The following is a 24840-nucleotide window of genomic DNA, read 5'->3' as shown; positions in this document are numbered from 1 at the left end:
AGCCGGTTTCTCGGCTCATCATCCTTAATGCAAACGCCGAGAGCGTCAAACGAGCGTCAAGGCCGAGAGTCCGTCCTGCTCAGGGCTGAGCAGGACGGCGGCAACCAGCTCACCCGGGGACCCACCCCCGCTCACTCCGGACGCCAGCTCGCACATCATGACCCTCGCAACGTCTCCGGCCGCCAGCGGCCTGCCGAGGCCGAAGGCCGCGCGGTGCCGGGCCACTGGGAGGGCGACCTCATTATCGGCACCGGCCGGGGCAATCGGCACCCTCGTGGAACGCACGACCCGGTTCACCATGCTGCTGCACCTGCCGCGGATGGACGGCTACGGTGTCGAGCTACGGGTCAAGAACGGCCCGGCCCTGGCCGGCCGCGGCGCCGAGGCCGTGAAAGACGCGATCGCCACCACGATCACCACGCTGCCCGAGCAACTGCGCCGCTCACTGACCTGGGACCGCGGCAAGGAGCCGGCCCAGCACGCCCAACTGAGCGTCGACACCAGGCTGCAAGTCTATTTCGCCGACCCGCAAAGCCCCTCGCAACGGGGCACCAACGAGAACACGAACGGACTCCTGCGCCAGTACTTTCCCAAAGGAACAGACCTGTCGCGATGGGACGCCGACGAGCTCGATGCTGTTGCTCACGCTCTCAACACCAGGCCCCGGAAAACGCTCGGTTGGAACACGCCTGCTGAAGCCCTCAATGAGCACCTGCTATCGGTCCAGGAAGCCGGTATTGCGACGATCGCTTGAGTCCAGGCAATACACGTCCGTGTAGCTCACAACCCGCCTGCTGCGAGCGGGAGTTCAGGCATCCACTGCCTCCGTCGCGGACTCCTATGCCAATGCCCTCGCGGAGAACCTCTGGATGCTCATCCAAACCGAATGCATCCGCGGCCGCACCTTCACCACCCGGGCCGAGGCCAACCTCACGCTCTTCGAATCCATCGACGGACCCTGTTGCCCAATTGGGTGAAGCCGGCGCGATCATGGGGCGTTTTTGCATCCGGGGACGCGAGCGTGGTGGGCAGTGGCTCATGGACGTGAACGGGCGTCTGGCCGTGCAACGGGGGTGGTTGGGTGTCCATGCGGGCGGACTCAGGAGTGGAGGTCCCCGCAGGGACCCGGGAGGTGGCTCGGGCGGCGTTCCCCAAGGGCTGCCTGGCGATGAGGATCCGGGACGGCCTCGGTCCGCTGTTCCAGGACGAGGAGTTCAAGGAGGCTTTCGGGGCTCGGGGACGTCCCGGCATTTCACCCGGCCGGCTGGCCTTGGTCAGCATCCTGCAGTTCGCCGAAAATCTGACCGACCGCCAGGCCGCGCATGCGGTGCGGGCCAGGATCGATGTGAAGTACATGCTCGGCATGGAGCTGACCGACCCCGGCTTCGACCACACCGTGTTGACCGCGTTCCGAGACCGGCTGCTGGCACACGGTCTGGAGGAGAAAATCCTGGACCTGCTCCTGGAGCGGCTGGCCGGGATGGGACTGGTTGCTCCGGCGGGCGGCAGCGCACCGACTCCACGCATGTCCTGACTGCGGTCCGCGCCCTCAACCGCCTGGAGTTCATTGGCGAGACGCTGCGAGCGACGCTGGAGGCGCTTGCCGTGGCCGCGCCGGACTGGCTGTGTGCGTCCATGGCCCCGGCTTGGCAGGACCGCTACGGGACGCGGGTCGACGCCTACCGGTTGCCGGCCGACGAGCAGGAGCGACGCGCTCTGGCCATGGAGATCGCTGCTGACGGATACCGTCTGCTCGAAGCGGTCTTCGTGTCGACGGCGCCGGCGTGGCTGCGGGAGGTGCCCACCGTCGGCATTCTGCGCACGGTGTGGGTGCAGCAGTTCATCCGCACCATCAGCGACGGTGAACAGGAGGTGGCCTGGCGGGGGAAGGATGATCTCCCGCCGAGCAGAGTGCTGGTCGCCTCGCCTTATGACCCGCAGGCCCGGTATGCGAAGAAGCGCGGATCCGCCTGGGTCGGTTACAAGATCCACCTCAGCGAGAGCTGCGACAACACCGAGGAGTCACAGCGCCCTCACCTGATCACTCACGTCGTCACGACCGACGCCACGGTCAACGACGCGATGGTCGTCGAGGACATTCATGACCGCCTCACCAGCAAGGACCTCCTGCCGGCGGAACATCTGCTGGATGCTGGATACACCTCTGCCGAGCTACTCCTCACGGCCCCAACTCTCCGCGGCGTCAACGTCATCGGCCCGGTGCGGTCGAACAACACCCGACAGTCGGCCCAGGGGCGCGGCTTTGGCAAAACTGCCTTCACCATCGACTGGCAGGCCAACCTCGGAATTCGGCCAACTACGCAGGCTGCCCGCCAGCACGCAGGAGTGGTGGGCTCAACACCCATGCACTCCCTCTGCGGTAGAGCGCAGCCGGGCGGCCTGTCGAGGGCATCTGGCCGACGGTCACGACTCTGTGAGACTCACACACGTCAGGCGCTTTGCTCGGCGCACCTTGTCCCCCTCCCCCATGGCCGCACGGGGACCTCTATCGTTGTAGCACCGTCTAGGGTGACGAACCAGACGCGTACGACCGGCAACGTGCGCCGAAATCGAAGAGGACGACTGGCGCCTGGCCGATCTCGGCGACGCGTCGTCGCGGACCTGCTCGTCCCCGACCTCCACACCCTGCCCGTCCTGTGGAAGATCGACGGCAACACGGCGATCGCGAGCTTCCTATCGGAACACTTCGACCTGAAGGAAGGCCGGAACTACTTCCCGTTCCCGTACGGCTGGCGGCGCGACAACCGGGCGGCACCGCGCGCAAACTCGCCGATTAGAGCACCACTTGGCTGCAGAACTGGCGCCGAAATAGCGGCAACTCCACGGCCCAACTGGTCCTGATCGGCCACTCGGTGGGCGGGCTGCCGACCACGCCTACATGGGAGTCAGCCCGCGGTGACGACACCCCTCAGACGCCCGCCCGGCCGCGATCTCATACCAACCCAGCAAGCCGTCAACCGCGCGCTGTCCGCAGCGCGGGCACCCGTGGAGCGCGGCGTGCACGGCTGAAGTCGTGGCGGATCTTCCGAAGGTCGCGATGCAGCCCGAAGCGAAAGTCGTCAATCGCCGCGGCATCCTCACCCTGGAGCGGCACCGCTGAAAGAGTTCAGTGGCTCAGTGGGGTTGCCCGCCGTCAGGACACACGCCACCAGCCCTGGTCGCCTTCCTCCACACGCGGCAACGGATCGGAGTCCCGCACCAGCGCCGCCGGGACGAGCGGCTCCTCGGGTGGCAACGCTTCCCACGGTTCGGCGACGCTGCCGTCCGGCTCCCAGCCGAACCGGCGCAGGCGCTGTGCCTCGTCCGCACGTCCCTGGGCCTGGAGGAGACGGTGGGCCGCCGTCCACCAGGCGCCATACGGCGAGCCCTCGGTCGCCCGGGACCAGCACCAGGCCACAGCCTCGTCGAAGAGGTCGTGCTCGCGCAGGGCCCCCAGGATGTCGTCGGCCTCGTGCAGGACGCCGAACGTGCCGCCGTGCTGTGCTTCCTGAGCCAGTGTGCGCAACATGACCAGGAAGTCCAGGTCGAGGCCGTCGATGGCGAACGGCGGCTCCTGGCTGCGCTGGTCAGTTCCGCGCACACGCGCCAGCAGCCACGGCATCTCCGCGTTCCAGCCATACCCGATCAGCGCCGTCCCGGGGATCCCGGGAGCCCCATCTACCCCATCCCGCTTGCCCTGCTCCTCCTCCAGCGCGTACCGGTCCCCCTTCTCCAGGGCCGCGCGCCGGTACCAAGCGCGGGCCTCGGCCTCACGGCCCGTCCGCGCCAGCAGTCGTGCCACGCACCGCTGGGCGAAGCCGTCGCCCGCCTCGACCGCGCGCAGGTACCAGGTCAGGGCGGCCTCGTCACGGCCCAGTTCGCCCAGCAACCAGCCGGCCTCCCCCATCGCGAAGACATCGCCCCGCTCCGCGTACCGCAGGAGCAGGGCGAGCGCTTCCTCGGCCCGGCCAAGCCGTACGAGCACGACTGCCGCGCCCCGCAGAGCGGTGCTGTCACCTCTCTCGGCCGCGAGGCGGAACCAGATGACGGCGTCCTCGTCCCGGCCCGCCGTCATCGCTGTCTCGGCCAGTTCCAGCGGGGCGACCGTGGTCGCGGGATCGGCGGCACGGGCCAGAGCCTCCTGCGTACGGCCCATCCGCGCCAGCAAGCGGATCAGGTCGTTCACGACGCTGAGGTCGCCCTCGGACACCAGCAGCCGGTACCAGACCAGGGCCTCCTCACAGCAGCCCAGCGAGCTGCCCAGCACTCGGGCGATACTGCCGACGTCCACCGTGTGGCCCGCGTCGGCCGCGTACCGGTACCAGGCCAGCGCCTCGTCCATGCGGCCCATGACCGACAGGAAGCCGATGATTTCGTCCAGCGCTTTGGTATGCCCTTCGGTTGCCAGGTCGCGGTACAGGCCGAAGGAGATCCGGCGCAGGCCACGCTGCTGTGCCAGCTCGGCCGGTTCGGCGCGGTCGGCTGCCAGGGCGTGACCGATCGCCGCCGTCCACAGGGAGGCCGGCGGGCCGAGGGAGGCCCGAGCCCGTAGGCCGTGCTGCTCGAGGTAGTCGGCGAGCCGGTAGTGGGGCTGGGCGGGGGCCGGTTCGCCGTGGCGGGGACGTACCCGTCAGCGCACCACGGGCTCCGCGTACGCCCCTGGCGACGTGGGCCATGGCCTCCTCGAACCAGTCGTCCGGCAGCAGATCCCACTGCGTGGCGGTCAGATGGCCGTCGGCAGCTTCCTCCAGCAGGGCGGACGGCAGGGCTGGGCCGAGGCCAAGACGGCGAGCGTCGATGGCGGCGTCGACAAGGGCTCGTGCCGCGGCCGGTGCAGTGTGGTAGCGCTCCAACAGGGCCGGGCCACCGGCGAGATACTGGGCAATCTGCCCCTCCTCGGCTCGCTCGGCAGCGTGGGCGAGCCGCGGATCGGCAGCAGCGGCAGCACGCAGCCCCTGGACGTCCTCCGGGTCGGTGAACGAGACCGGTACGGGCAGCTCACGGCCGCCCAGAAGTTGCCGGGCCTGAGCATGCGGGTCCGATCTGTCCTGCCCGTCAGCGCGCGGCGGTGTGGTGAGCTGGGCCCAGTACTCGGGCCAGATCGTGCCCAGCACAAGCACCGGCCCCCGGCTCGGATCCCGCAGCAGAGCGCGCAGCCCGGCCGCGACCCGTTCGCCGACGTCAGCGGCCGGGGTGAGCAGGTAGTGCTGGGCCTCGTTGAGCCAGACCACCGTGCGCGGGCCGATCCGCTCCATGTCCGCCAGCGCCGCATCGGGACGCGACGGATCGATGGGGTGCCACAACCGCCAGTCGCCGGGCAGCAGTTCGAGCGCCTCCCAGCATGCCCGGGTCTTGCCCGTGGAAGAGCCGCCCACCAGGACCCTGGTCTCCACGCCCGCCGGCTCCCCCGAGTACTGGGGCGAGGGAATCCTCCGGCGCGCCCTCATCGCCCGCGCCCGCGCGGTTGCCGACCGGATCACCGCCTACACCGACGACCCCGCGAACACCCCCCACCAGCTCATCACCGGCAGCCGCCGCGCCCTGGCCGAGCTCAACTCCCTGCGCACCCGCTGGAACCGCGCCACCACTCCAGTCCCATCGCCCGCCACCCGGCCCTCGGCACGCCCCACCCCGGCACCCCGAGCCGGTCCGCCCAACCGGCCGGCCTTCACCTCCGCACGCACCCACCGATGACCTCAATCACCGGACCCGGCCAACCCACCAGCCGGGACCGAACCCGAATCGAGCCCCACCTTCATGTCCGACCACCCGATCGACGCCCACGTCCGCTTCGACACCCACCCCGCCCACACCAGCGCCATGACCGCCGCCCTCACCGGCACCCACCACCGCGCCGCTCAGGCCCTCCTGGCCGCCCGCGGCTTCGAGAACCTCGACGACCACACCATGGTCCTGGCCCGGATCAACCACGAAGAGTCTCAATGATTCAGTCAAGTGCCAGCGCACTCGCATTGTGATTGCGCGTCGCGCCCCTGCTACAGAACGTTGCTGTGGCGAGTGAGCCTCAGCAACCAGGCCCAAAGCGAAGGCGACACCCGTGCTCAGCTGAGCTTCTTCGCGGCCCTGTTGGCCTTGGCCTCCCACCGCACGTCGGACAGACCGGCGACGTTCGCTTTCACGGACGTGATAGCCCGCCTGCGTGTTCCCCGCCGACGTGTCGGCCCTGCACCAGACCGGAACTGGTCTTCGGGATCAGGCCGGGAGCTGCTTGAGTGCCCCATCGGTGATCTGATCGCGTAGGACGAACTTCTGCAGCTTGCCCATGGCGTTGCTGGGAATCTGCCCGGTGACGTACCAGTCTTTGGGAGTCTTGGCTGGGGCCAGGTGCCTGCGGACAAGCTCGTGCAGCTCGGTGGCCGACGGCGGGTTCGCCGCGTCCTGTAGCTCGATCACCGCCGCGATGATCTCGCCCCACTGCTTGTCCGGGACACCCACGACGACCGCTCTGGCGACGCCTGGATGGCCGGTGAGTACAGCCTCGATCTCGCGTGGGTAGATGTTCTCTCCACCACGGATGATCATGTCCTTCATGCGGCCGGTGACCCGGAGATATCCGCGCTCGTCCAGGACCCCCAGGTCCCCAGTGTGCACCCAGCCCTCGGCGTCGACAGTGTCCCGGGTCTGCTCAGGCATGTCGAAGTACTCGAGCATTGCCTGGTAGCCGCGGGCACAGATCTCCCCCTGCTCACCGATCGGCACGGGCCGGTCTCCGCCCGGCTCGACAAGACGGATCTCCACGTTGGGCAGCGGCCGCCCAACAGTGCCGCACTTGTCCTCCATCGAGTCGTCCGGGCTGGTCTGGGTGATGATCGGGCTGAGTTCGGTCTGCCCGTAGACGGTGGAGAACCTCGCCCCGAAGCGGCGTTCGGCCTCACGCACGAGATCAGGCGGGACCGCGTCGCCCCCGGAGAGGGCGACTTGGACGGAGGACAGGTCGAAGGAGTCGAAGTCGGGGTGGTCCAGCAGCCCGAGCATCATCGCCGGGACGCCGGCGTAGAGGTCGGCGCGGTACTCCTGGATCGCGGAGAGCACCAGCGTGGGATCGAACTGCCGGCAGATCACTACGGTGCCGTGGCTGGCCGCGGTCCCCAGCACCGACATCCCGCACGCCGCGGTATGGAAGAGCGGCAGCGCTGTGGCCCACACGCCATGGCGGGGAAACTGCGCACGCTGGTGGACGTAGTGGGCGGCGGTGATCAGACCACGGTGGTGCAGCAGGGCGCCTTTGGGGAATCCGGTGGTGCCCGAGGTGTACTGCAGTTGGGCGGCAGCAGTCGGCTCGACCGCGGGCAGTGGCTGCGGCAGTCCGTCGAACGCCTGCAGCTCGGCATTCCAGGTCTCGAACCGGATGGCCTCGCGGATCTGTGGCATCTGCCGGCGGAGCTGCTCGGCGATCACGGCCATGTCGGTGCCCCGGAAGGAGTCGCTGTAGGCGATACCGACCGACTTCGACTGGCGCAGCACGTACTCCAGCTCGCCGGCGCGCAGTGCCGGGTTGGCCGTGACCAGGACCAGCCCGGCCAGCGCCGCCCCGTACTGCAGCACGATCCACTCGGGGACGTTCGGCGCCCACACGGTCACGTGCTCACCCGGACGGAATCTCGTGAGCAGCCACTGCGCGGCGCGGTTGGCGTCGGCGAGCAGCTCGCGGTAGGTCCACACCTGCGCCGGTTCCCCCGGTGCACAGGCGATCAGTGCCGGCCGGTCGGGGTCTGCCTCCGCGGCGTCCCGCAGCAGTTCGCCGACGGTGAGGTCGAGGATCATCGCGTCGGTCTGCGCGGGGAGGTACGAGATCCCCGTCATGTCACGCCTCCTTGCCTGACATGTCGGGCGAAGCGCCGTCGGTACGACCCCTCGCGATCTCCTCTGCGGTGGGCACGGGGCCCCCGCCGTTGGGGACCCAGCGGCCCATGTCGCGCCAGCGCACCGCCTCGGCGAAGCCATGCTCGGCAGAGAAGTCACGAAACCAGCGGCCCTCCGGGGAGTGGCGGGTGATGCCGTCGAAGAGCGTGGCAAGGATCTGGGTGCCGTGCAGACCCATGTTGTCGTATGCCTGGTTGACCATCATCTTCTGCATGGCGAGCTGGTTGATCGGCACGCCAGCGATGCGGTCGGCGAGCTCCTCCACCGTGCGGTCCAGGTCCTCGGCGGGGACGGCGTCGACGACCAGGCCCCAGTCGGCAGCCTGGCGGCCGTCGATCTTGTCACCGGTCAGCAGCATGCGCTTGGCCTTCTCCGCGCCGAGCCGGTAGACCCACATCGCCGTGGTCGGGCAGCCCCACACCCGAGCGGGCATGTAGCCGATTTTCGCGTCCTCGGCCATCACCACGAGATCGCAGGACAACGCGATGTCGCTGCCCCCGGCGACAGCGTAGCCTTGAACCTTGGCGATGGTCGGCTTCAGCGAGCGCCACAGGGTGAAGAAGTCGTCGGTGTTGGACTTCATCATCTGGAAGTCCTGGATCGGATCCCACACCGGCGGCTGGGTGTCCACGCCGTCCTCGGCATAGTGGTGCAGGTCGTAGCCGGAGCAGAACGCCCGCCCTGCCCCCTGCAGGATGATCACGTGGACTGACGGGTCCTCATTGGCCCTGGCCACGGCCGCAGCGATCTGGGCAGCCATGTCGTGGGTGATGGCATTGAGCCGCTCGGGCCGGTTCAGCGTCAGGTACGCCTTGCGGTCACGCACCGCGTAGAGCACGACCTGCTCAGGCTCCACGTAGCCCCGCTCCTCCGTCTGCTCCTGCGTCATGCCTCTCCTTTTGATCATGCGTCCACGGATGACGCCGCAACGTCCCGCGGTACGCCAAGGCGCCCCCGCGACCTCACCCCCGGGAAGAGACCTCGGCACCCCTGTTCACTGACAGACTAGTCGGTCGGTGAAATGGCCACAAGGGCTGAGTTCGCACCGTAGGCTCGGGCTCATGACGGCTTCCCTCACCCGTAAGCAACAGCGTGAACAGACCCGAATGCAGCTGCTCGATGCGGCCGTGGACTGTCTGGTGGAGTTCGGCTACGCGGGCACCACGACGCAGCGGATCCAGGACCGGGTCAACCTGTCCCGGGGTGCCCTGTCGCACCACTTCGCCTCAAAGACGGAGCTGCTGGTCGCCGCCATCCATCACATCGCCGAACGGCGCCTGGAACTGCTGCGGTCGGCGGCCGACGAAATCGAGCCGGGGCCGCACGCACTGCCCCAGGTGGTCTCAGTGATCCAAAGCGCGATGTCCGGGCCCCCCTTCCTGGCCGCGCTTGAACTGTGGATCAGCGCCCGCACCGATCCACAACTGCGTGCCGCACTGCTCCCCCCGGAGCGGCGATTGGGCCGCGCCCTGCGTGAGATCTTCGAGAAGGCCACCGCACAGACGGACCCGGCGCAGGTCCGGTTGGCATTCGACGTGTTGCTGATCTTCCTGCGGGGCCTCGCGATCACCAGCATTCTGCGCAACGATGACGACTCCCGTGACGAAGTCGTGAGCTACTGGCTCGATCACATGGCACCCAGGCTGCTCGGTGACGAGTGACCGTCGCTGCCGTCTCTCGCCTGTCGGGCCGACGAGACCACCCCCAATTGCGACGCCTCATGAAACATGATCACCGCGGGGTGAGGTGCAGTGGGAGCGGGTTCCCCATGAGCGACCGCCTATGACACACCGGCGGATCCTTCTGGCGCTGGTGACCCCAAAAGCCGCCATGGATCTTGATTCGTTGAGTGCCTGGCATCATCGGGACAGGTCGCGGGTGTCGGCTTTCTTGTCTTGTCGATCGGCGCGGTTCGCGGGGGGCTTCTGGTGCCCGGCAGGGGAGGCCGTCCAGCTGGCGAGGAGCTTGAGCCGGTCTTCGTCGGGAGTTCCGGGCTCGGCGGTGTAGATGGTCAAAGAGTGTGCCTCGTGGACAGAAAGGGGCAGGTCCAGCGGCTGGTAGGTGAGTTCCAGGGGGCCTGCGTCGGGGTGATGGAAGCTTTTGACGCCGCCGTGGTGAATGCGCACGTCGTGAGCAGCCCAGTGAGTGCGGAAGTCGGTGCTCACGGTGGACAGCTCTCCGATGAGATCGCGCAGTGCCTTGTCGTGCGGGGAGCGCCCGGCTTCGGCGCGCAGCAGGGCGACGGTGGTGGCGACAGCGCCGTCCCAGTCGGCGACGAAGTGATGTGAGCCGGGGTCGAGGAAGTAGTAGCGGGCGAAGTTGGGGCGACCGCGTTCGTTCACGGCCGCCCCGTCGAACATCGACGCGAACAGGGCGCGGGCGAGAGCGTTGGTGGCCACGATGTCCAGGCAGCCGTTGGTGACGAAGGCCGCGGACAGTGTCATGGAGTCGAGCAACCACTGGACACGGGGCGGGACGCCGTCGGCCTTGCGGCGTCGGGGTGTGCGGCTGGCCGGCTGCGCGGCCCTGGCCAGATCGAAGAGGTAGGTACGTTCGTCCTCGTCCAGGCGCAGTGCCCGGGCGACCGCGTCGAGCACGTCATCGGAGACACCGCTGACGTGCCCCCTCTCCAGCCGTGTGTACCACTCGGTGCTCACGCCCGCCAGGACCGCGACTTCCTCGCGCCGCAGTCCCTTGACGCGGCGCCGTCCGCCGGCGGGCAGCCCGGCCTGCTCCGGGGTGATCTTGGCGCGCCGGGTGGCGAGGAAGTCCCGGATCTCAGAACGGTTGTCGGGTCGCTGAGCCATGCCCTCCACGGTAGGCGCCTACCGCCGGGAAGGGAGGTTGAACCTATACCCCCCATAAACGCGACCTTCCTGGCCAGGGACGCAGCCGCTTGTCTGGGTACACAGCCAGGACCACGACTGCCGTTGGGCCCTTCCGGTGGGCTCCGCGGCAGCAGGAACGGCGGTGGACAAGCCGCAGGCGGTCCTGTGCCTTCCTGGACACCAGCCGACGCAGACAGCGCCGACGCACGACAAGGAGATCCCACATGCGTGGAGTAGTGATGCACAAGGCCGGAGACGTCCGGGTCGAGGAGCGCGAGGACCCGAAGATCGTCGAGCCCACCGACGCGATCGTGAAGCTGACCGCGACCTGCATCTGCGGCTCCGACCTGTGGCCGTATCGCGGCATCGAGCCCGCCGACCACACGCTCATGGGCCATGAATACGTAGGCGTGGTCGAGGAAGTCGGCTCGGATGTGACGAGCGTCAAGCCGGGGGACTTCGTGGTCGGCTCGTTCGTCATCTCCGACAACACCTGCGAGATCTGCCAGGCCGGCTTCCAGTCCAAGTGCGTGCACGCCGAGTTCGTCCACGCGGGGATCGGCACCCAGGCCGAGAAGGCCCGTATCCCGCTGGCCGACGGCACTCTCGTCGCCACCCCGGGACAGCCCGAACCGGAGCTGATCCCCGCCCTGTTGGCCGCCTCCGACGTCCTGGGCACCGGTTGGTTCGCCGCCGTCGCCGCCGAGGCCGGACCAGGCAAGACCGTCGCGGTCGTCGGCGACGGCGCGGTCGGCCTCATGGCCGTGCTCGCCGCCAAGCAACTGGGCGCGGATCGCATCATCGCCATGTCCCGTCACCCCGAGCGGCAGAAGCTGGCCCGCCACTACGGCGCCACCGACATCGTCGAAGAGCGCGGCGAAGAGGGCATCGCGAAGATCAAGGAACTCACCGGCGGGCTCGGCGCGCACTCGGTCATCGAGGCGGTCGGCACGCAGGAATCGTTCATGCAGGCCGTCGGCGCCACCCGCGGCGGAGGGCACCTGGGCTACGTGGGCGTCAACTACGACGTAACCATCCCCGGGATCGAGCTGTTCTTCGCCGGCATCCACACCCTCGGCGGCCCCGCCCCGGTGCGCCGGTTCCTGCCCGACCTGATCCGACTCATCTGGGACCGCACTATCGACCCCGGCAAGGTCTTCGACCTCACCCTGCCCCTGGAGCAGGCGGCAGAGGGTTACAAGGCCATGGACGAACGCCGCGCCACCAAGGTGCTCCTCACCCTCTGACACGCCTGCCCACGAGCTCGAGGACCGCTCCGCGCCACGGCGAAGGAGCAACTCCCACAGGCACCCACCTAACCCACCCCTGCGCGGTCGGCGGAGTGCACTGCCGATGGTCCGACAACGTTCAGAGACCGAAGACGTGCTCGGCCTGGTCACGCCCGGTGGTGTGCAGCTCCCAGTTGACGGGGGAGATCTGCTCGGGCAGGGCCGTCGGCAGGCCCGAATGGACGGCGGTGCCGACGTGGGCGGCCTGAACACCGGTACCGGCCAGCTCGTTGCGCAGGTTCATCGCGCAGTTGCGCAGCGCCGCGGCGGCGACGTTGACGTTTGCGACCCGCAGGTCGGGGACGATGGACCCGGCGCCGGTGGTGTAGAGGAGGGTGCCCGAGCCGGCCTCGCGCATCGCGGGGCCTTCGTTGCCGTGATGGCGCCGTAGAGCTGGAAGTTCATCTCGAACTCCACACGCGACGGCTCCGTGCTGGTAGGAGAGGTCAAGGCGGTGGTGTCGAACCTGCCGACCGGGGAGTACGGCAGGACGTCGATGTCGCCGAAGTGCGCGGCGGCGTCCTGCAGCTCATGGGTGAGCAACTCGATCTCGATGATGTCGGCGTGCCGGGTGACGCACCAGAAACCACCGTTGAGCGTGCCCGCTTTCGTCGGCTGCCAGTACAGCCCAGGCAGCTGCCTGACCGCGTCGAGGGCCTGATGGGGTACTGCTGAGGCGAAGGTCGCCGGGTCCGACAGGTCTGGTATCGCCGGGGCGATGGTGTCCGTAGTCATGTCTGCACGTCCTTGTGCTCGTGGTGTTATTGCCGACTTCCTCGGCTTATCGCCGCGTCTTCGGATTTCTGCTCGATGAGCCGTCCGCCGGACAGTTGTCCTCGACGCCGTCAGTCGGCTTCCCGCGTGAGCAGGCTCATCGCGATCTTGGCGGACGCCCGGGCCGCGGATACGTGCCGACGGGCCACCTCCGCCGCGTCTTCGGCGGAACGACGCCGGATCGCCTCGACCAGTTCGGCGTACTCCTGCTTGGTGACGGTCATACGCCCCGGGGTGGCGGCCGAGATCCGACGCAGCGCATGGATCCGGCTGTACAGACTGCCGAGCAGTTCCGCCAGCATGGGATTGCGGCAGCCGGCGAGAAGAACGCTGTCGAAGCGGTCCAACACGTCCTTGTTGGCGTCGCCCGCGGGGTTCAACTCGGTGGTGACGGAGGCGAGTTCGTCGACCTCCTGCTGGGTCGCACGCTCGACGAACAAGCGCACCGCGAGCGGCTCGAGCTCGGCACGGATCTCATAGATCTGTTCGACCTCCTCCGCTGTCGGAATGGTCACCCGCAGCCCTCGGCTGGGCGACTCCTCGACCAGCCCTTCAGCCTGGAGACGCCTCAAGGCCTCCCGCACGGAGGTGCGGCTCACTCCGGTGAGCTCGGTGAGTTCACGCTCGGTGAGTCTGCGACCGGGCTGCAGGGCTCCGTCCTGGAAGGGAGTAGGGCGGCGACTGCGCACTGAGGGCTGCGACCCGCAGCAAGGACATGCCGCTGCCGTCGTGCCCCGCCGGAGGCTGGGCTCCGTCCGTGACGTGCTCCGCGAGGTCGACTGCGACATGGTCCGCGAAGTCGGGGACGACGACCGACGCCAAGTCCCGCGCCGTGCTGACGGCGTCGAGGCTGGTGCCGATCCGGTTGGCGCGGCCGAGAAGCGTGATGCGCACCCCCCGCCTCGTACCGATTCGTGATGTCGAAGGCGGCCTCGCATACCCCGAGTGGGCTTCCGTCCGAGTCCGACAAACGGAAGTACGAACAGGACCAGACCCGCTGGTGGCTCAAGTCGGCCGGTGTGGGACCGCAGTAGAGCACGTCGAAGACGGGATCGCCGGTGTCGCGCACCTGGGCGATGACATCGTCAAGGGCGCCGGTGAATTCCGGGGAGAGGACCGTGCCGTGTGGGAGGACTTCGGTGCTGTAGCGGCCGATGCAGTCGTCGCGCTTCATGCCCAGTTGCTCCTGAAGCACGTCGTTGATCCACCGGATTCGCAGGTCCGGCCCGTAGACGGTCAACGCGACGGGTGACTCTGTGGACAGTCCTCGGAGCATGGACTGGTCGGTCATCCACCTCTGCGCCTGATCGGCCGGGGCTGCCACGACGACGCTCGCCACCCCTGTGGCCCGGTGATCCAGTGGGGTCACTCGCAACACGATGACATCCCGAGACTGGGACGTACTGCTGGCTGCTGGCTGCTGGCTGGCTGCTGGCTGCTGGAAGTGATCAGCCTCCTCGCCGCGCGCAGCAGAGGTACCTCGCCCATCTCCCGCCCGGCTGCAACGCCGGCCAGGACGGGCCGTTCCGCACGGCATTGCGCCCGCGAGCGGAAGTTCACCGCAGTGAACGACGGCATCAACTGGCACTGCCTGCATCGCGCATCTGACGGAGCATCATTTTCCTTGTCCTGCACGCACCTTGCAGGACAAGCTGTGATCCATCTGTGAACTACTGCCCCATGGAGGAACGTCCGTGCCGTTCAACCCCCCACTGGCCCCACGTTCGAAAGGGCGCCGGAGACTGGCCGTCGGAGCCCTGGTCACCTCACTGTTCGGCCAACTGCTCGCCGGCACCGCCGTCGCCGCCCCCTCGGACACGACACCCTCGGCCAAGACTCCGTCGCCCGGGCGCATAGCCTGGGAACCATGTGAATCACCCTCGGGCCAGGGCACGTTCGAGTGCGCCACCATCAAGGTGCCCGTGGACTGGAAGCGCCCGCGCGGCGCCACCATCGACCTGGCCCTCGCCCGCCACCTGGCGACCGACCCGGAGCGCCGCATCGGTTCGCTGCTGATCAACCCCGGTGGCCCGGGCGGCTCCGGTGTGGACTTCGCGCTCGACGCCCCCGACTCCTTCTCGCCCGAACTGCTGGAGCGGTTCGACATCGTGGGCTTCGACCCGCGCGGCATCGGCCGCAGCAACCCGGTGATGTGCGACGAGGACCGGGTGGGCGCGCAGGCCGAGCTGCTCTACCCGGACAGCGCATCATCCTTCGCCGCGCTCCGAGAGGCGAACCGCGCGCTCGGTGAGAACTGCCGCGACCTCACCGGCCCGCTCGTCGACCACATGGACACCGCGAGCGTCATCCGCGACATGGACGCGATCCGCGTCGGCCTCGGCGAGAAGCGGATCAGTTACTACGGCGTCTCCTACGGCACCGGGATCGGCCAGCAGTACGCCGAGCGCTATCCGCACCGCGTCCGCGCGATGACGCTCGACTCGAACATGGACCACAGTCTCGACAACTGGAACTACCAGAAGACCGAGACCGTCGCGATGGAGGAGTCGTACGGCCAGTTCGCCGACTGGTGCGCCCGTACGCCGTCCTGCGTGCTCCACGACCGTGACGCCCGCGCCCTGTTCGACTCGCTCTACCAGCGCGCCGAAGCCGGTGAGCTTGTCCTGCCGGGGGACCCGCCCTACACCGTCACCACCCAGGATCTCCAGGGCGTCGCCTTCGGCTACATGTACGACCCTGCCACCTGGTTCGACTTCGCCCAGTTCCTCTCCGACACGGACGCCGCCGACCCCGCCGCGGGACGGACCCTCCGGCAGCGTGGCGAGCCGACCCCGTTCGGATATCTGCCAGTGATGTGCCAGGACTACGACTTCAACGTATCCTCGTACGCCACCCTCCCTCGCTACGAGCGCAAGCTCGCCCGTCTCGCCCCCGTCACCCGTCTCAACTCCCTGGCCTGGACCGACCTGACCGGCTGCCAGGACTGGCCGACCGAGGTGACCAACCCGCCGCACCGGCTCCGTGTCGACGGGACCCCGCCGATTCTGGTGACCAACAGCCGTTACGACGTGGCCACCCCGCACTCCTGGGGCTCCAACGCGGCCCGCCAGATCGGCCGCGAGGCCGTGTTCCTCACGTACGACGGTGTCGGCCACGGCGACTACTGGCTGAGCCCGTGCGCGCGTGACGCCATCGACACCTACCTCATCACCCTCAAGGCCCCCCGCGAGGGCACCCACTGCCCCGCGATCTGGCCGACCGGGCCCTCCGCCCAGCGGCAGTCGCCGACCGGCGACCTCATCAACCCGCTGCCCGACCTGCTGGGCGCAGGCACGCACCGGTGAGCGCCGCGACGCGGCCTGGTCCGACACACACCTGACCGAGGGGGCGCGGCCCGGCCACCGGAGCCGCGCCCCCGCGCACGCGTCGGACGCCGCTCGTCCAGTCGTCGGCCACGCCGACAACCTTGCAGCAGCACTTCGGGCTGTCACTGCCGCGCCAGGAAACCCTGAATGACCGGCTGCCCGCAGCGGTGACAGCGGCCGTGCCGCCAGAAAACCTGGGGGACCAACGAGCAGGCCGAACGCTGGATGACGCGCACCGGCCGGTGCGGCTCCCGGTGCGCACCGGGAGCGGGGTACACGGCGTGGGCAACACCATGCGCTCGTCGCGCATCGTCTCCAGGGAGTCGGCGGTGTCCGCATGGTCGGGGTCCGGGATGACGTTCACCGTGAAGCGGATGATGCTGCGCGCGATGCCCGGCGCCGCCGTGGTGGGGGAGTTCAGCGCCCAGTCCCGCAGCGCGGACAGCAGCGCGCACCCGACCTCGTCCAGTGCGAAGGAGTCCGCGCACGGGTCGGTGTCCCCGTCCACGGCCGTGACCGGCCAGATGACTTCCTCAGCCAACCGCAGGAGGACGAACGCCAGCTCCGGGTCCGTTTCCGCCCGTCCGGCGATGGCGGAGCCTCCACCCCTTTGCAGCGCCAGGACGTAGTCAAGGCGCGCTCCACCTGTTCGGGCGTAAGCGATGTGCGGGGTGGGATCAGGTACGGCATCAAGGGTCTCCTCACAGGCGGCCACCGTGCCGACCACGGCGACCTCCCCGCAGAGTCCATCCGTCGGCCTGTGGACAGAGGACGGAGATTTCTCCCCGCCCCCAAAGAGGGGTGAACTGGTGCTACATGGGGTGAAGCGGGCCCCCTTGTCAAGTCGGGTCGGCCCGACTTGCCCCCCTATCGAGTCGTGGTCGGGCCGACCACGTACCCCTTGTCCGATTCGGCGCGGGCGGCCAGGGTCGGGCGTTTCCCCTGGACCGACTTCGCTACCGGCCGCCATCAGGTCGCGGACAAGGGGTGGTTGTTCACGATGGCCGCCACGCGACCGCAGGAGGGGCATGCAGCGGCCCCCGAGATCGGGGCGGCACTCCCTCACGCGGGTGCGCCACCGGCCTCACAGGGCCGATGGAAGACGCCAACACACAAAGGGGAGACCGGATGATGACCGACCACAGGCGCCCGCCGTACCCTGACCGCACCGCCGAACAGCCGGCCGCGCGCCCCGCGCTGGGAGGGCTGGTCGGCCGGGTAGGCCGCCGCTGCCTCCTGCCGTCGGCTCTTGCGATCCCACTTCCTTGCCCGGCACGAGCGCTGACCGCATTTCCGCAATAAACAATGCTGGCCGCCCGGCAACTCGGTGCCGAGCGGATCATCGCCATGAGCCGACACGACTCCCGGCAGAAGCTCGCGCTCGACTTCGGCGCGACCGACATCGTCACCGAGCGCGGCGACGAGGGCGTTGAAAAGATCAAGGAACTGACCGGCGGCTACGGCGCGCACTCGGTCATCGAGGCAGTTGGCACCCAGGAGTCGATGCTCCAGGCGATCCGCTCCACCCGCCCCGGCGACCATGTCGGCTACGTCGGCGTCTCCCACGACGTCACCCTCGACGGCCAGGAACTGTTCTTCTCCCACGCCCACCTGCACGGCGGCCCGGCCCCCGTCCGCCAGTACCTGCCACAGCTGATCGACCTGATCTGGACCCGCCGGATAGACCCCGGCAAGGTCTTCGACCTCACCCTCCCCCTCGACCAGGCCGCCTACCAGGCAATGGACGAACGCCGCGCCATCAAGGTCCTGCTCAAGCCCTGACCGGACCCGAACACAGTTGCCGCGTGGCCGGAGCCACGCCTGTGCAAAACAGGCGGCCACCACGTGCCCCGGCGGGCACTGGTGCGTATTCAAGAGATCGAAACAAAAGACCTCAAACACCTTTCGATCCGAACGATGAACGAGGACAACATGAGCAGTTCGTCTGACCGCCGGACCGTGGCGAGCGGCTCCTTCACCATCGGTGGTGACCTGCCGGTGCACAGGCTCGGCTACAGCGCCATGCAGCTCACCGGCGGGAACGTGTGGGGTGAGCCCGCTGACCGTGACGAGGCGATCAGGGTGCTGCGCCGGGCCGTCGAGCTGGGCGTCACCCTCATCGACACCGCCGACGCGTACGGGCCGTACGTCAACGAGAAGCTGATCGCCGAGGCACTCCACCCGTACGCCGACGACCTGGTGATCGCGACGAAGGGCGCGAACACCCGGCCGTCACCTGAGGAGTGGATCCCGAACGGCCGCCCCGGAGTACCTGCGCCAGTGTGTGGAAGGGAGCCTGCAGCATCGGCGCGCTCGCGCAGCTGCGGGACGAGGGCAGGATCCGGCACGTGGACCTGTCGGAGGTGACGGTCGAGGAGCTGGTGGAGGCGCAGCGACACGTACCGATCGTGTCGGTCCAGAACCTCTACAACCTCGCCGAGCGCAAGTAGGCGGGGTCACCTGCGACACCATCGGGGGAAATCGGAGCGGGTGAGGGTTTCGGGCCGACGTGATCCGCCCGCGCACTTGGGGAGTGCGCGGGCGGATCGCTCACCAACGGTTCGCTCCAACGGCTACCGGGTCGCGGCTATGGCGTGACTGTCAACACCGTGTGCCCTAGGCTGGTCGAACCGTCGCCGTACTCGACGGCACCGACGTACCGTTGGCCGCGTGTCGCGTCCGGCCACGCCACCGTGACCTCCGGACGGTCGCCCGCCGAGACGTTCTGCTCGGCCGGAGTGACAGTTGGTGTCACAGCCGGAGCGCCCTGGCCGACCTTCCAGCTCCAGAGGGTGTACTGCTGGCTGGTGGTGCCGGCCGGCAGCTCGTACTGGAGGACGTAGACGTCGTAGTCGCCGGGCGGCAGATCGACGTGCTCGTCGGAGCCGGCACCGGCCCAGTCGCCGATGTAGTTGCCGTCGGTGTCGAAGGCGTACAGGTCGACGTCACTGCCGGGGACGTGGTCCGCGGAGGTGATGGCGAACCGGGTGAAGGGGGCGCCCTCGGGGACGTGGACGCGGTGTTTCACGACGGCGTCGTTGGTGCGCTGACTCTGCGTGAAGTCGGCCTGGTCGGTGCCAGTGAGGGTGCCGGTGGTCTTCTCGCCGGTGTAGAGGGAGGCCTCCGCGGTCAGCTCGCCCTTCCAGCCGACCCCGGGCCTCAGCGTCGCCGAGTCCCCGCCGGTGACCACGATCTCCTTCGGGGCGGAGAACGGAACGGCGCGCAGGGCGATCGGGCTGGTGACCTCGTGGCGGCCGTGCGCGTCGCTCAGCGTCAGGGAGCCGAAGGACCACGTTTCGTGGCCCGCGCTCGTACGCTCGAACGCCACCTTGTACGACGCCGACTCGCCCGGCGCGACCGTCAGCCGCTTCGGAGTGACCTCGGCGCGGAAGCCCGGCGGGGTCTGGAGCTTCGCCTTGTACGTGGCGGTCTTCGTCGAGACGTTGGTGACGATGCGCGTCACCGTCTGCCTGCCCAGCAGGTCACCGACCGCGATCGACGGATAGTTGAGGTCGCTCGGGTCGGTCTTCGTGGCCGTGGCGCAGGCGTCGCCGCTGTCCTCGGTGGCCGGCTTCTGGCCGATGGCGCAGAGGTACGCGGTCCAGTCTGCGGAGGTGGAGTCGTAGACCAGGCCGGGGTCGGCCGCCCGGGTGACCCGGGGCAGGCCCGCGCCGTAGTCGAGGGGCGAGGCGGAGTCGGCAAGGTTGCGGCCGATGGGGTCGCCGTTCTCGTCGGTGGTCGTGGCCGTCGTCATCAGCGCCGACTTGATCTCCATCGGTGACCAGTCGGCGTGCAGCTGCCGCAGCAGGGCGGCGAGGCCGGCGATGTGCGGGGACGACATCGAGGTGCCGTTGGCGAAGCTGAACTGTCCGGTGTAGTAACTGGTGCTGCCGGGCACCACGCCCGCCGGGATGGTCTCGCCGAAGGAGGCGATGTCGGGCTTGAGCAGGTCGCCGTTGCTGAAGTGGTCCGGTCCGCTGGAGGAGAAGGAGGTGATCTCCCGGGTGGCCAGGTGGCTGTTCTTCGAGGGCGTGAACCGGGCGGTCGCGCCGGCAGCGGAGGCGTACGCGTGGACCGCCTTCGCGTCCTTGACGCCGACTTGGATCAGGGGCACCGAGAAGACGTCCGGGGACAGGAACTCTTCGTAGGTCGGGGTGTCGGTGAGCACGAGCCCCTTGCCGCCGACCGCCGAGACCTCGTCCGCCTTGGTGTCTGTCCAGATGCCGTCACCGCCTCGGTCGCAGACGATGATCTTGCCCTTCGCCTGTGCCGGATCAAGTGTGCCCGGCGCGCACAGCGCGGCCCTGCCGGCGTCCGAGCCGTCTTTGCGTACGGCGGCTGCCTCGACCAGCGGGGCAGAGCCGACACCCGGGTTCAGGCTGACGCGGGTGTAGCGGCGGCCGTCGCCGAGGACCAGGGAGGCGGTGTACTGGGTGTCGTGCGTCGACGCGGCGACCGTCGTGACCCACGGGCCGGTGTGGTGCACCGAGTCGGGGCCGCCGTTGTTGGCGGACGCGGCGATGAACACGCCCGCCTTGGCCGCGTTGAACATGGCCTCCATGTCGGGCTGCTCGGTAAGGGTCCCGGTGAGGGAGAAGTTGATGACGTCGACGCCGTCCGCCACGGCCTTGTCGATCGCGGCTGTGAGGTCCATGGTCGGGCAACCGAAGCCCGGCCAGCACGCCTTGTAGTAGGCGAGGCGGGCAGCCGGGGCGACACCGCTGAGCCGGCCCTCGGCGTTGCTGCCGGGTACCGACGCGGCGACGCCGTAATTCCCGGCGGCAGTACTGCCGGTGTGCGTGCCGTGGCTGCTGGTGTCCAGAGGCGAGGGAGCGTCTTCGCGGTCCGCGGGGACGCCCGCACCGAACCACTGCGCGCCGATCACCTTGTTGTTGCAGGTCACCTTGTGCGCGGGGTCGTCGCCTGGGTCGCAGTCGCCACGCCACTTCTTGGCAATGACCTCGGCGTCGGGGCGTGGCTCCGGCAGTGCGGCGAACATCGGGTTCGTGGGGTCGACCCCGGTGTCCACGACCCCGACGATCACGCCTTCTCCCGCGTGCTGGGGGCCGCCCGCCTTCGCCCAGAGACCCTTGTCGCCGGAGAGGCCGAGGAGACGAGGGATGTCGGGGAACTGGGCCGGGCGGGTTGTTCGGGGCGCCTTGGCGCCCGGAGCGTGCGGTTTTCGGACCGCTGCGGGGCCGGTGAGAGCTGATCGCGCCCCTGCGGCGGAGCCGCATGTGTCACACCCCCGCGCCCCTGAAAGACTCTGGCCCTGCGGGCCGCTCACCCCGTCGGGCGAGGGCGGCTGCTGGGCCGCAGGACTCGGGACCTTGCCCTCGGCCCCGTCCCGGCCGTCGGCCACGGTCCGGATGTAGGTTTCCGCCCGGCCATCCGCCCCCGGCCCATCGTCCGGACCCGTCGACGTCAGCTGAGCGACCGTGTTCCGGGTCACTGAGACGACCCCAGGCGTCGAAGTCAGCTTCGCGGCCTGCCGGCCGGTCAGTTCGGCGGCGAATCCGTTGAACGTGTAGGCGTAGTCGTAGAGCGGCTCGACGCCGGGCACGGCGTCGAGGACCCGCTCCCGGCGGTCGTCCAGGTGCGCCACGTACTTCTCGACCGTGGCGGAGTCGGCGTCGAGCCGCTTGCCCGCCGCGGGCGCCGTCCGCTTCAGTCCCGGCAGGTCGCCCCTGTATCCGGCGACGGGTTGACCGTCGAGCTTCACGATGTACATTCCGTCGCCGTAACTAACGTCGCTCCCAGTGGGGTTGGCGTCGGCGGCAAAGGTGGGAGAGATGACCGCCATGACGGTCAGGGCTCCGGCGAGGAGGGACGCGAGAGTGGTGACGGCCGCTCTCGGGCCTATGGGTGTGCGTGTCACTTGTGATCCATATCGATCGGGTGCCGCGGAGGCATCGGGCGCCAGGTGTCCGGCCGCCAACCGCTCCTGCGGCTGTGGGGGTGTGCAGGGGCTACGGCGTGACTGTCGAAACCGTGCGCCCGAGGGTGCTCGAACCGTCGCCGTATTCGACGAGGCCGAGGTACTGCGTGGCCTGCAAAGCGGGCCTGGTCAACTTGGGTTGGAGCCGGTCGCCCCCGGCCCACCGGCCGGGTGGCCGGGTGGCCGGGTGGCCGGGTGGCCGGGTGGCCGGGTGGCCGGGTGGCCGGGGTGACGGTGGCGGGAGCGTCGGGTTCGCCCTGGCCGAACCTCCCAGCTCCAGAGCCCTTCCAGCTCCAGAGCGTGTACTGCGGTGTCGCCCCGGCCTGCACGGCAGACGCGGTGAGTGCGAGCACCACGGCCAGGCGGTGGCGCACCTCGCGCTGATCCCGCGGCTCCAACACCTAGGCCAGCCGCGCCACAGGCCCGGGACCTCCTCGCGAACGACGTCGGAATGCTCGCGGAGTTGGTCAAGGGCAGTCAGGATCAGCAATGGCGCGCCGGCAGGCACGGTCTTCCACTCGGATCACGGGGCGTAGAGAACTCCATGATCTTGAAGCTTTGCCTGCCACACTCCGGGTCCCCGCTGAGCCGACGGAGCGCTCGAACCGGGGCGTCACGCGACAACGCCGAAGCCTTGACCCGAAGATGCTCATTGAGTGCCGGGAACCAGCAAGGTGGCTCCATGAGACGCGGGACACATCACAGCCTCCACCAGCCCCCGAGCGGTTCAAACCGGGCGAGTGCGTCGGGCATCGCTTCGCTTACGTGGATTGGTCGTCCGAGACTTCCATGGCCTGGATGAGCGCCCCGTCGGGGTCGTAGAACAGGAAAGACCGAAGTCCGGGTACCGGGGTCCAGATGTAGTCGGTCTGAACCTCGACACCAGCGGCCTTGACACGCTGAAAGAGGTCATCGATGTCGGGCACTGTGAGCGCCAGCTCCGTGATGCCGGTCGCACCGTAGCGCAGGTACTCGTCCGGAGCCTTGGTGGTGGTCGGGTTGGCGGCCTGTTGCAGTTCCAGCGTCGCGCCGGAGTCGTCGGAGACGATCACGATCCGGGTCGCCGCGTTCTTCGCCGGAATCGAACCAGTTTCCGGGCTCGGTGCTCTCGAACAGCACGTTCTTGAAGCCCAGGAGGTCCTGGTAAAAGGGCAACGATCGCTCCAGATCGCTCACCATGACGCAGATGTGATGGAAGGGCATGATTCTCCTCTGTGGGGTGAGGGAGCGATCGCCGTAGGCACTGGCCAGGCGACACTGATCCAGGCCGATCGGGGGTCAACTCCCGGCTCTGGCCTGCAACTTCAGCCCCAACGGTAGAACCTGACGCTAGCGTCAGGTGCAAGCCCCGGTTTGGCGACGCCCGACCTGGCGGGCGGGATCATCGAGCGCGACACGGCGGGGAGCCCACCGGCATCCTCCAGAACGGCGCCGCCGCCTCATCAGTGTCGTCCTTCCGGCCCCCACCAACGCCGACAACTTCCGGTACGCCGAGGCGGCCCTCGCCGCGCCGCGCGCCCAGGGCGTCACGACCTTCATGGACGCGGCAGCCGACGCGAACATGCTCCGCGCCTACGCCACGTTGGCCGAGCAGCGCAAGCTCACCGCCGCACCCACTTCTGTTGGGCCGATGCACGGGACGAGCCGGGACGGCGGCGTGGGCAGAGCGCGCCGGGGCGGCTGACGGCCGCCGAGCGGATGCTGCCGTTCGTCGACGGCGAGGACGGTCTGGAGCCGGCGATGCTGCGGCTGACGGAGAGTGGCCTGCCGATGGAGTACGCGAGCTGGACGAAGGTCTTCGAGCGGGCGAGCGACCGCTGTGCGGACGCGGGGCTCGAAATCTTCGCAACCCCGAAGATGCCCCGGCACTCCATGGCCATGGCCATGCCGCACGCGACCGCGCAGGGCTGTTCCGGATTACGCGAAGAACAGATGGTCGAAGGGCAGCTCGAGACCCCTCAACGGTCCCAGCGAAGCAGCGCAGCAGTATCGCAGACGACATGCGTCACACGCCCGCCCGTCTTCGAGCTACCGGCAGGACGATCCTCGGTCACGTCAGGAAGCCAGATCAGCCGACACGGACCGGCGCGACACGGCCGCTGCAGGCCACCCCGGGCAGTCGCGGCGCGGTCCACCCCAGCTCACGAAGGACCATATGCATCTAGTTGCACAGCATCCATTTGCATATTACGGTGCGCTCATGGCTTTGGAGCACGCGATTCTTGTGTCCTTGGCGGAAAAGTCCGCCACGGGATACGACCTGGCGCGTCGGTTCGACGCATCGATCGGTTACTTCTGGCAGGCCAGCCACCAGCAGATCTACAAGGTGCTGGGCCGGATGGAGCGCGCCGGCTGGGTCGAGTTCGAGACCGTGCCCCAGGACGGGCGACCCGACAAGAAGGTCTACGTTCTTACATCGGCTGGTCGCGATGAGCTGGGTGCGTGGACATCCAAGGCAACGCCGGTCGAGTACCTGCGCAGCGAGTTCGCGGTCAAACTTCGTGCCCTGCCATTCGGAAACGCGACTGCGATCGTCGAAGATGTCCGCACCCGCCGCCGGGTGCACGAAGAACGCCTCGCCTACTACGCCGAGAGCGCCGCGCGCTTCTATCCCGACCCCGACGCCCTGCGCCCGGACCAGATGGGCGCCTGGCTCGTGCTGCGCGGGGGAATGCTGGCCGAGGAGACCGCGCTGGCCTGGTGCGACGAGATTCTGCAGCGGCTGGCGCCCGAGGAGACGGACCGATGAGCCCCGACGCCCCGGACCAGGGCGCTCAGGCAGGTCAGGACCGTCAGCGCGA

General features: G+C 68.8%; 20 protein-coding genes and 6 pseudogenes. 14 read left to right on the top strand and 12 right to left on the bottom strand.

Annotated elements, in window-relative coordinates; genetic code table 11:
- Positions 1–183: 183 nt before the first annotated feature.
- The 4 genes and pseudogenes from SGFS_RS48405 to SGFS_RS48390 form a co-directional block, all read left to right on the top strand.
- A pseudogene (locus SGFS_RS48405) lies at positions 184–754 on the top strand (IS30 family transposase); the annotation flags it as partial.
- A gap of 378 nt (positions 755–1132) precedes the next feature.
- On the top strand, positions 1133–1534 hold the full coding sequence (locus SGFS_RS48400; protein ID WP_286259091.1) for a transposase: 402 nt from the start codon (positions 1133–1135) through the stop codon (positions 1532–1534).
- Positions 1535–1605: 71 nt separating this feature from the next.
- Positions 1606–2862, top strand: a complete 1257-nt coding sequence (locus tag SGFS_RS48395) for a hypothetical protein (RefSeq protein ID WP_286259090.1) — start codon at positions 1606–1608, stop codon at positions 2860–2862.
- A gap of 22 nt (positions 2863–2884) precedes the next feature.
- Positions 2885–3121 (top strand): annotated as a pseudogene (locus SGFS_RS48390) (transposase family protein); the annotation flags it as partial.
- A 33-nt stretch (positions 3122–3154) separates the two neighbouring features.
- On the opposite strand, the gene SGFS_RS48385 reads toward SGFS_RS48390, so the two are convergent.
- Entirely contained in the window at positions 3155–4351 is a 1197-nt protein-coding gene (locus SGFS_RS48385) for a tetratricopeptide repeat protein (protein WP_286259089.1), read from the bottom strand.
- Positions 4352–5352: 1001 nt separating this feature from the next.
- Here SGFS_RS48385 and SGFS_RS48380 point away from each other — a divergent pair.
- Together SGFS_RS48380 and SGFS_RS48375 are read left to right on the top strand one after the other, a co-directional pair.
- A complete protein-coding gene (locus SGFS_RS48380) occupies positions 5353–5694 on the top strand; it encodes a hypothetical protein (RefSeq protein WP_286259087.1) in 342 nt (113 codons plus the stop codon).
- A 63-nt stretch (positions 5695–5757) separates the two neighbouring features.
- Positions 5758–5946 carry a hypothetical protein gene (locus SGFS_RS48375; RefSeq protein ID WP_286259085.1) on the top strand — a complete coding sequence of 63 codons (189 nt, stop codon included), beginning with the start codon at positions 5758–5760 and terminating at the stop codon, positions 5944–5946.
- A gap of 267 nt (positions 5947–6213) precedes the next feature.
- Here SGFS_RS48375 and SGFS_RS48370 read toward each other — a convergent pair whose 3' ends face one another.
- On the bottom strand, positions 6214–7824 hold the full coding sequence (locus SGFS_RS48370; protein ID WP_286259083.1) for a class I adenylate-forming enzyme family protein: 1611 nt from the start codon (positions 7822–7824) through the stop codon (positions 6214–6216).
- A gap of 1 nt (position 7825) precedes the next feature.
- A complete protein-coding gene (locus SGFS_RS48365) occupies positions 7826–8773 on the bottom strand; it encodes a crotonase/enoyl-CoA hydratase family protein (protein ID WP_286259082.1) in 948 nt (315 codons plus the stop codon).
- A 172-nt stretch (positions 8774–8945) separates the two neighbouring features.
- On the opposite strand from SGFS_RS48365, the gene SGFS_RS48360 reads away from it, so the two are divergent.
- Positions 8946–9545 (top strand): TetR/AcrR family transcriptional regulator, encoded by a 600-nt coding sequence (locus SGFS_RS48360; RefSeq protein WP_286259081.1) that lies wholly within the window; start codon positions 8946–8948, stop codon positions 9543–9545.
- Positions 9546–9743: 198 nt separating this feature from the next.
- On the opposite strand, the gene SGFS_RS48355 is transcribed toward SGFS_RS48360, so the two are convergent.
- On the bottom strand, positions 9744–10691 hold the full coding sequence (locus SGFS_RS48355; RefSeq protein ID WP_286259080.1) for a helix-turn-helix domain-containing protein: 948 nt from the start codon (positions 10689–10691) through the stop codon (positions 9744–9746).
- Between the two features lie 245 nt (positions 10692–10936).
- On the opposite strand from SGFS_RS48355, the gene SGFS_RS48350 reads away from it, so the two are divergent.
- On the top strand, positions 10937–11959 hold the full coding sequence (locus SGFS_RS48350; RefSeq protein WP_286259079.1) for a zinc-dependent alcohol dehydrogenase family protein: 1023 nt from the start codon (positions 10937–10939) through the stop codon (positions 11957–11959).
- Between the two features lie 121 nt (positions 11960–12080).
- On the opposite strand, the gene SGFS_RS48345 is transcribed toward SGFS_RS48350, so the two are convergent.
- Entirely contained in the window at positions 12081–12359 is a 279-nt protein-coding gene (locus SGFS_RS48345; RefSeq protein WP_286259077.1) for a hypothetical protein, read from the bottom strand.
- A 173-nt stretch (positions 12360–12532) separates the two neighbouring features.
- On the opposite strand from SGFS_RS48345, the gene SGFS_RS48340 reads away from it, so the two are divergent.
- A complete protein-coding gene (locus tag SGFS_RS48340) occupies positions 12533–12676 on the top strand; it encodes a hypothetical protein (protein WP_286259076.1) in 144 nt (47 codons plus the stop codon).
- A gap of 170 nt (positions 12677–12846) precedes the next feature.
- On the opposite strand, the gene SGFS_RS48335 is transcribed toward SGFS_RS48340, so the two are convergent.
- The 3 genes and pseudogenes from SGFS_RS48335 to SGFS_RS51605 form a co-directional block, all read right to left on the bottom strand.
- Complete coding sequence (locus SGFS_RS48335) at positions 12847–13374, bottom strand: GntR family transcriptional regulator (RefSeq protein ID WP_286259075.1); 528 nt, start codon at positions 13372–13374, stop codon at positions 12847–12849.
- Positions 13375–13393: 19 nt separating this feature from the next.
- A complete protein-coding gene (locus SGFS_RS48330; RefSeq protein ID WP_286259074.1) occupies positions 13394–13669 on the bottom strand; it encodes a hypothetical protein in 276 nt (91 codons plus the stop codon).
- Positions 13670–13739: 70 nt separating this feature from the next.
- Positions 13740–14051: pseudogene (locus SGFS_RS51605) on the bottom strand (PAS domain-containing protein); the annotation flags it as partial.
- A 418-nt stretch (positions 14052–14469) separates the two neighbouring features.
- Here SGFS_RS51605 and SGFS_RS48320 point away from each other — a divergent pair.
- Entirely contained in the window at positions 14470–16080 is a 1611-nt protein-coding gene (locus SGFS_RS48320; protein ID WP_286259070.1) for an alpha/beta hydrolase, read from the top strand.
- On the opposite strand, the gene SGFS_RS48315 is transcribed toward SGFS_RS48320, so the two are convergent.
- A complete protein-coding gene (locus SGFS_RS48315) occupies positions 16037–16828 on the bottom strand; it encodes a hypothetical protein (RefSeq protein ID WP_286259068.1) in 792 nt (263 codons plus the stop codon). The genes SGFS_RS48320 and SGFS_RS48315 overlap by 44 nt on opposite strands.
- Positions 16829–17406: 578 nt before the next feature.
- On the opposite strand from SGFS_RS48315, the pseudogene SGFS_RS48310 reads away from it, so the two are divergent.
- Positions 17407–17883 (top strand): annotated as a pseudogene (locus tag SGFS_RS48310) (zinc-binding dehydrogenase); the annotation flags it as partial.
- Positions 17884–18033: 150 nt separating this feature from the next.
- A pseudogene (locus tag SGFS_RS48305) lies at positions 18034–18545 on the top strand (aldo/keto reductase); the annotation flags it as partial.
- 143 nt (positions 18546–18688) lie between these two features.
- Here SGFS_RS48305 and SGFS_RS48300 read toward each other — a convergent pair.
- The 3 genes and pseudogenes from SGFS_RS48300 to SGFS_RS51600 all read right to left on the bottom strand — a co-directional run.
- On the bottom strand, positions 18689–21979 hold the full coding sequence (locus SGFS_RS48300) for a S8 family serine peptidase (protein ID WP_286259066.1): 3291 nt from the start codon (positions 21977–21979) through the stop codon (positions 18689–18691).
- 821 nt (positions 21980–22800) lie between these two features.
- On the bottom strand, positions 22801–23091 hold the full coding sequence (locus SGFS_RS48295; RefSeq protein WP_286259064.1) for a VOC family protein: 291 nt from the start codon (positions 23089–23091) through the stop codon (positions 22801–22803).
- A gap of 64 nt (positions 23092–23155) precedes the next feature.
- Positions 23156–23242 (bottom strand): annotated as a pseudogene (locus SGFS_RS51600) (VOC family protein); the annotation flags it as partial.
- A gap of 136 nt (positions 23243–23378) precedes the next feature.
- Between SGFS_RS51600 and SGFS_RS48290 the strand changes: the two are divergent.
- Both SGFS_RS48290 and SGFS_RS48285 read left to right on the top strand, forming a co-directional pair.
- A complete protein-coding gene (locus tag SGFS_RS48290) occupies positions 23379–23723 on the top strand; it encodes a hypothetical protein (protein WP_286259063.1) in 345 nt (114 codons plus the stop codon).
- Positions 23724–24239: 516 nt separating this feature from the next.
- Complete coding sequence (locus SGFS_RS48285; protein WP_286259062.1) at positions 24240–24788, top strand: PadR family transcriptional regulator; 549 nt, start codon at positions 24240–24242, stop codon at positions 24786–24788.
- Positions 24789–24840 lie beyond the last annotated feature (52 nt).

This window comes from Streptomyces graminofaciens (assembly GCF_030294945.1).
GTDB classification, from domain to species: Bacteria; Actinomycetota; Actinomycetes; order Streptomycetales; family Streptomycetaceae; genus Streptomyces; species Streptomyces graminofaciens.
Note: the sequence above shows the minus strand (reverse complement) of the source record. Positions and strands in the feature narration are given on the sequence as shown.

Bases quoted from the DNA above. Each gene is read 5' to 3' on its own strand.
- SGFS_RS48385 (WP_286259089.1), bottom strand. From the start codon at position 4,351: ATGGGCCGCATGGACGAGGCGCTGGCCTGGTACCGGTACGCGGCCGAC.
- SGFS_RS48375 (WP_286259085.1), top strand. From the start codon at position 5,758: ATGTCCGACCACCCGATCGACGCCCACGTCCGCTTCGACACCCACCCC.
- SGFS_RS48370 (WP_286259083.1), bottom strand. From the start codon at position 7,824: ATGACGGGGATCTCGTACCTCCCCGCGCAGACCGACGCGATGATCCTC.
- SGFS_RS48365 (WP_286259082.1), bottom strand. From the start codon at position 8,773: ATGACGCAGGAGCAGACGGAGGAGCGGGGCTACGTGGAGCCTGAGCAG.
- SGFS_RS48360 (WP_286259081.1), top strand. From the start codon at position 8,946: ATGACGGCTTCCCTCACCCGTAAGCAACAGCGTGAACAGACCCGAATG.
- SGFS_RS48355 (WP_286259080.1), bottom strand. From the start codon at position 10,691: ATGGCTCAGCGACCCGACAACCGTTCTGAGATCCGGGACTTCCTCGCC.
- SGFS_RS48350 (WP_286259079.1), top strand. From the start codon at position 10,937: ATGCGTGGAGTAGTGATGCACAAGGCCGGAGACGTCCGGGTCGAGGAG.
- SGFS_RS48345 (WP_286259077.1), bottom strand. From the start codon at position 12,359: ATGCGCGAGGCCGGCTCGGGCACCCTCCTCTACACCACCGGCGCCGGG.
- SGFS_RS48340 (WP_286259076.1), top strand. From the start codon at position 12,533: ATGGGTGAGCAACTCGATCTCGATGATGTCGGCGTGCCGGGTGACGCA.
- SGFS_RS48285 (WP_286259062.1), top strand. From the start codon at position 24,240: ATGGCTTTGGAGCACGCGATTCTTGTGTCCTTGGCGGAAAAGTCCGCC.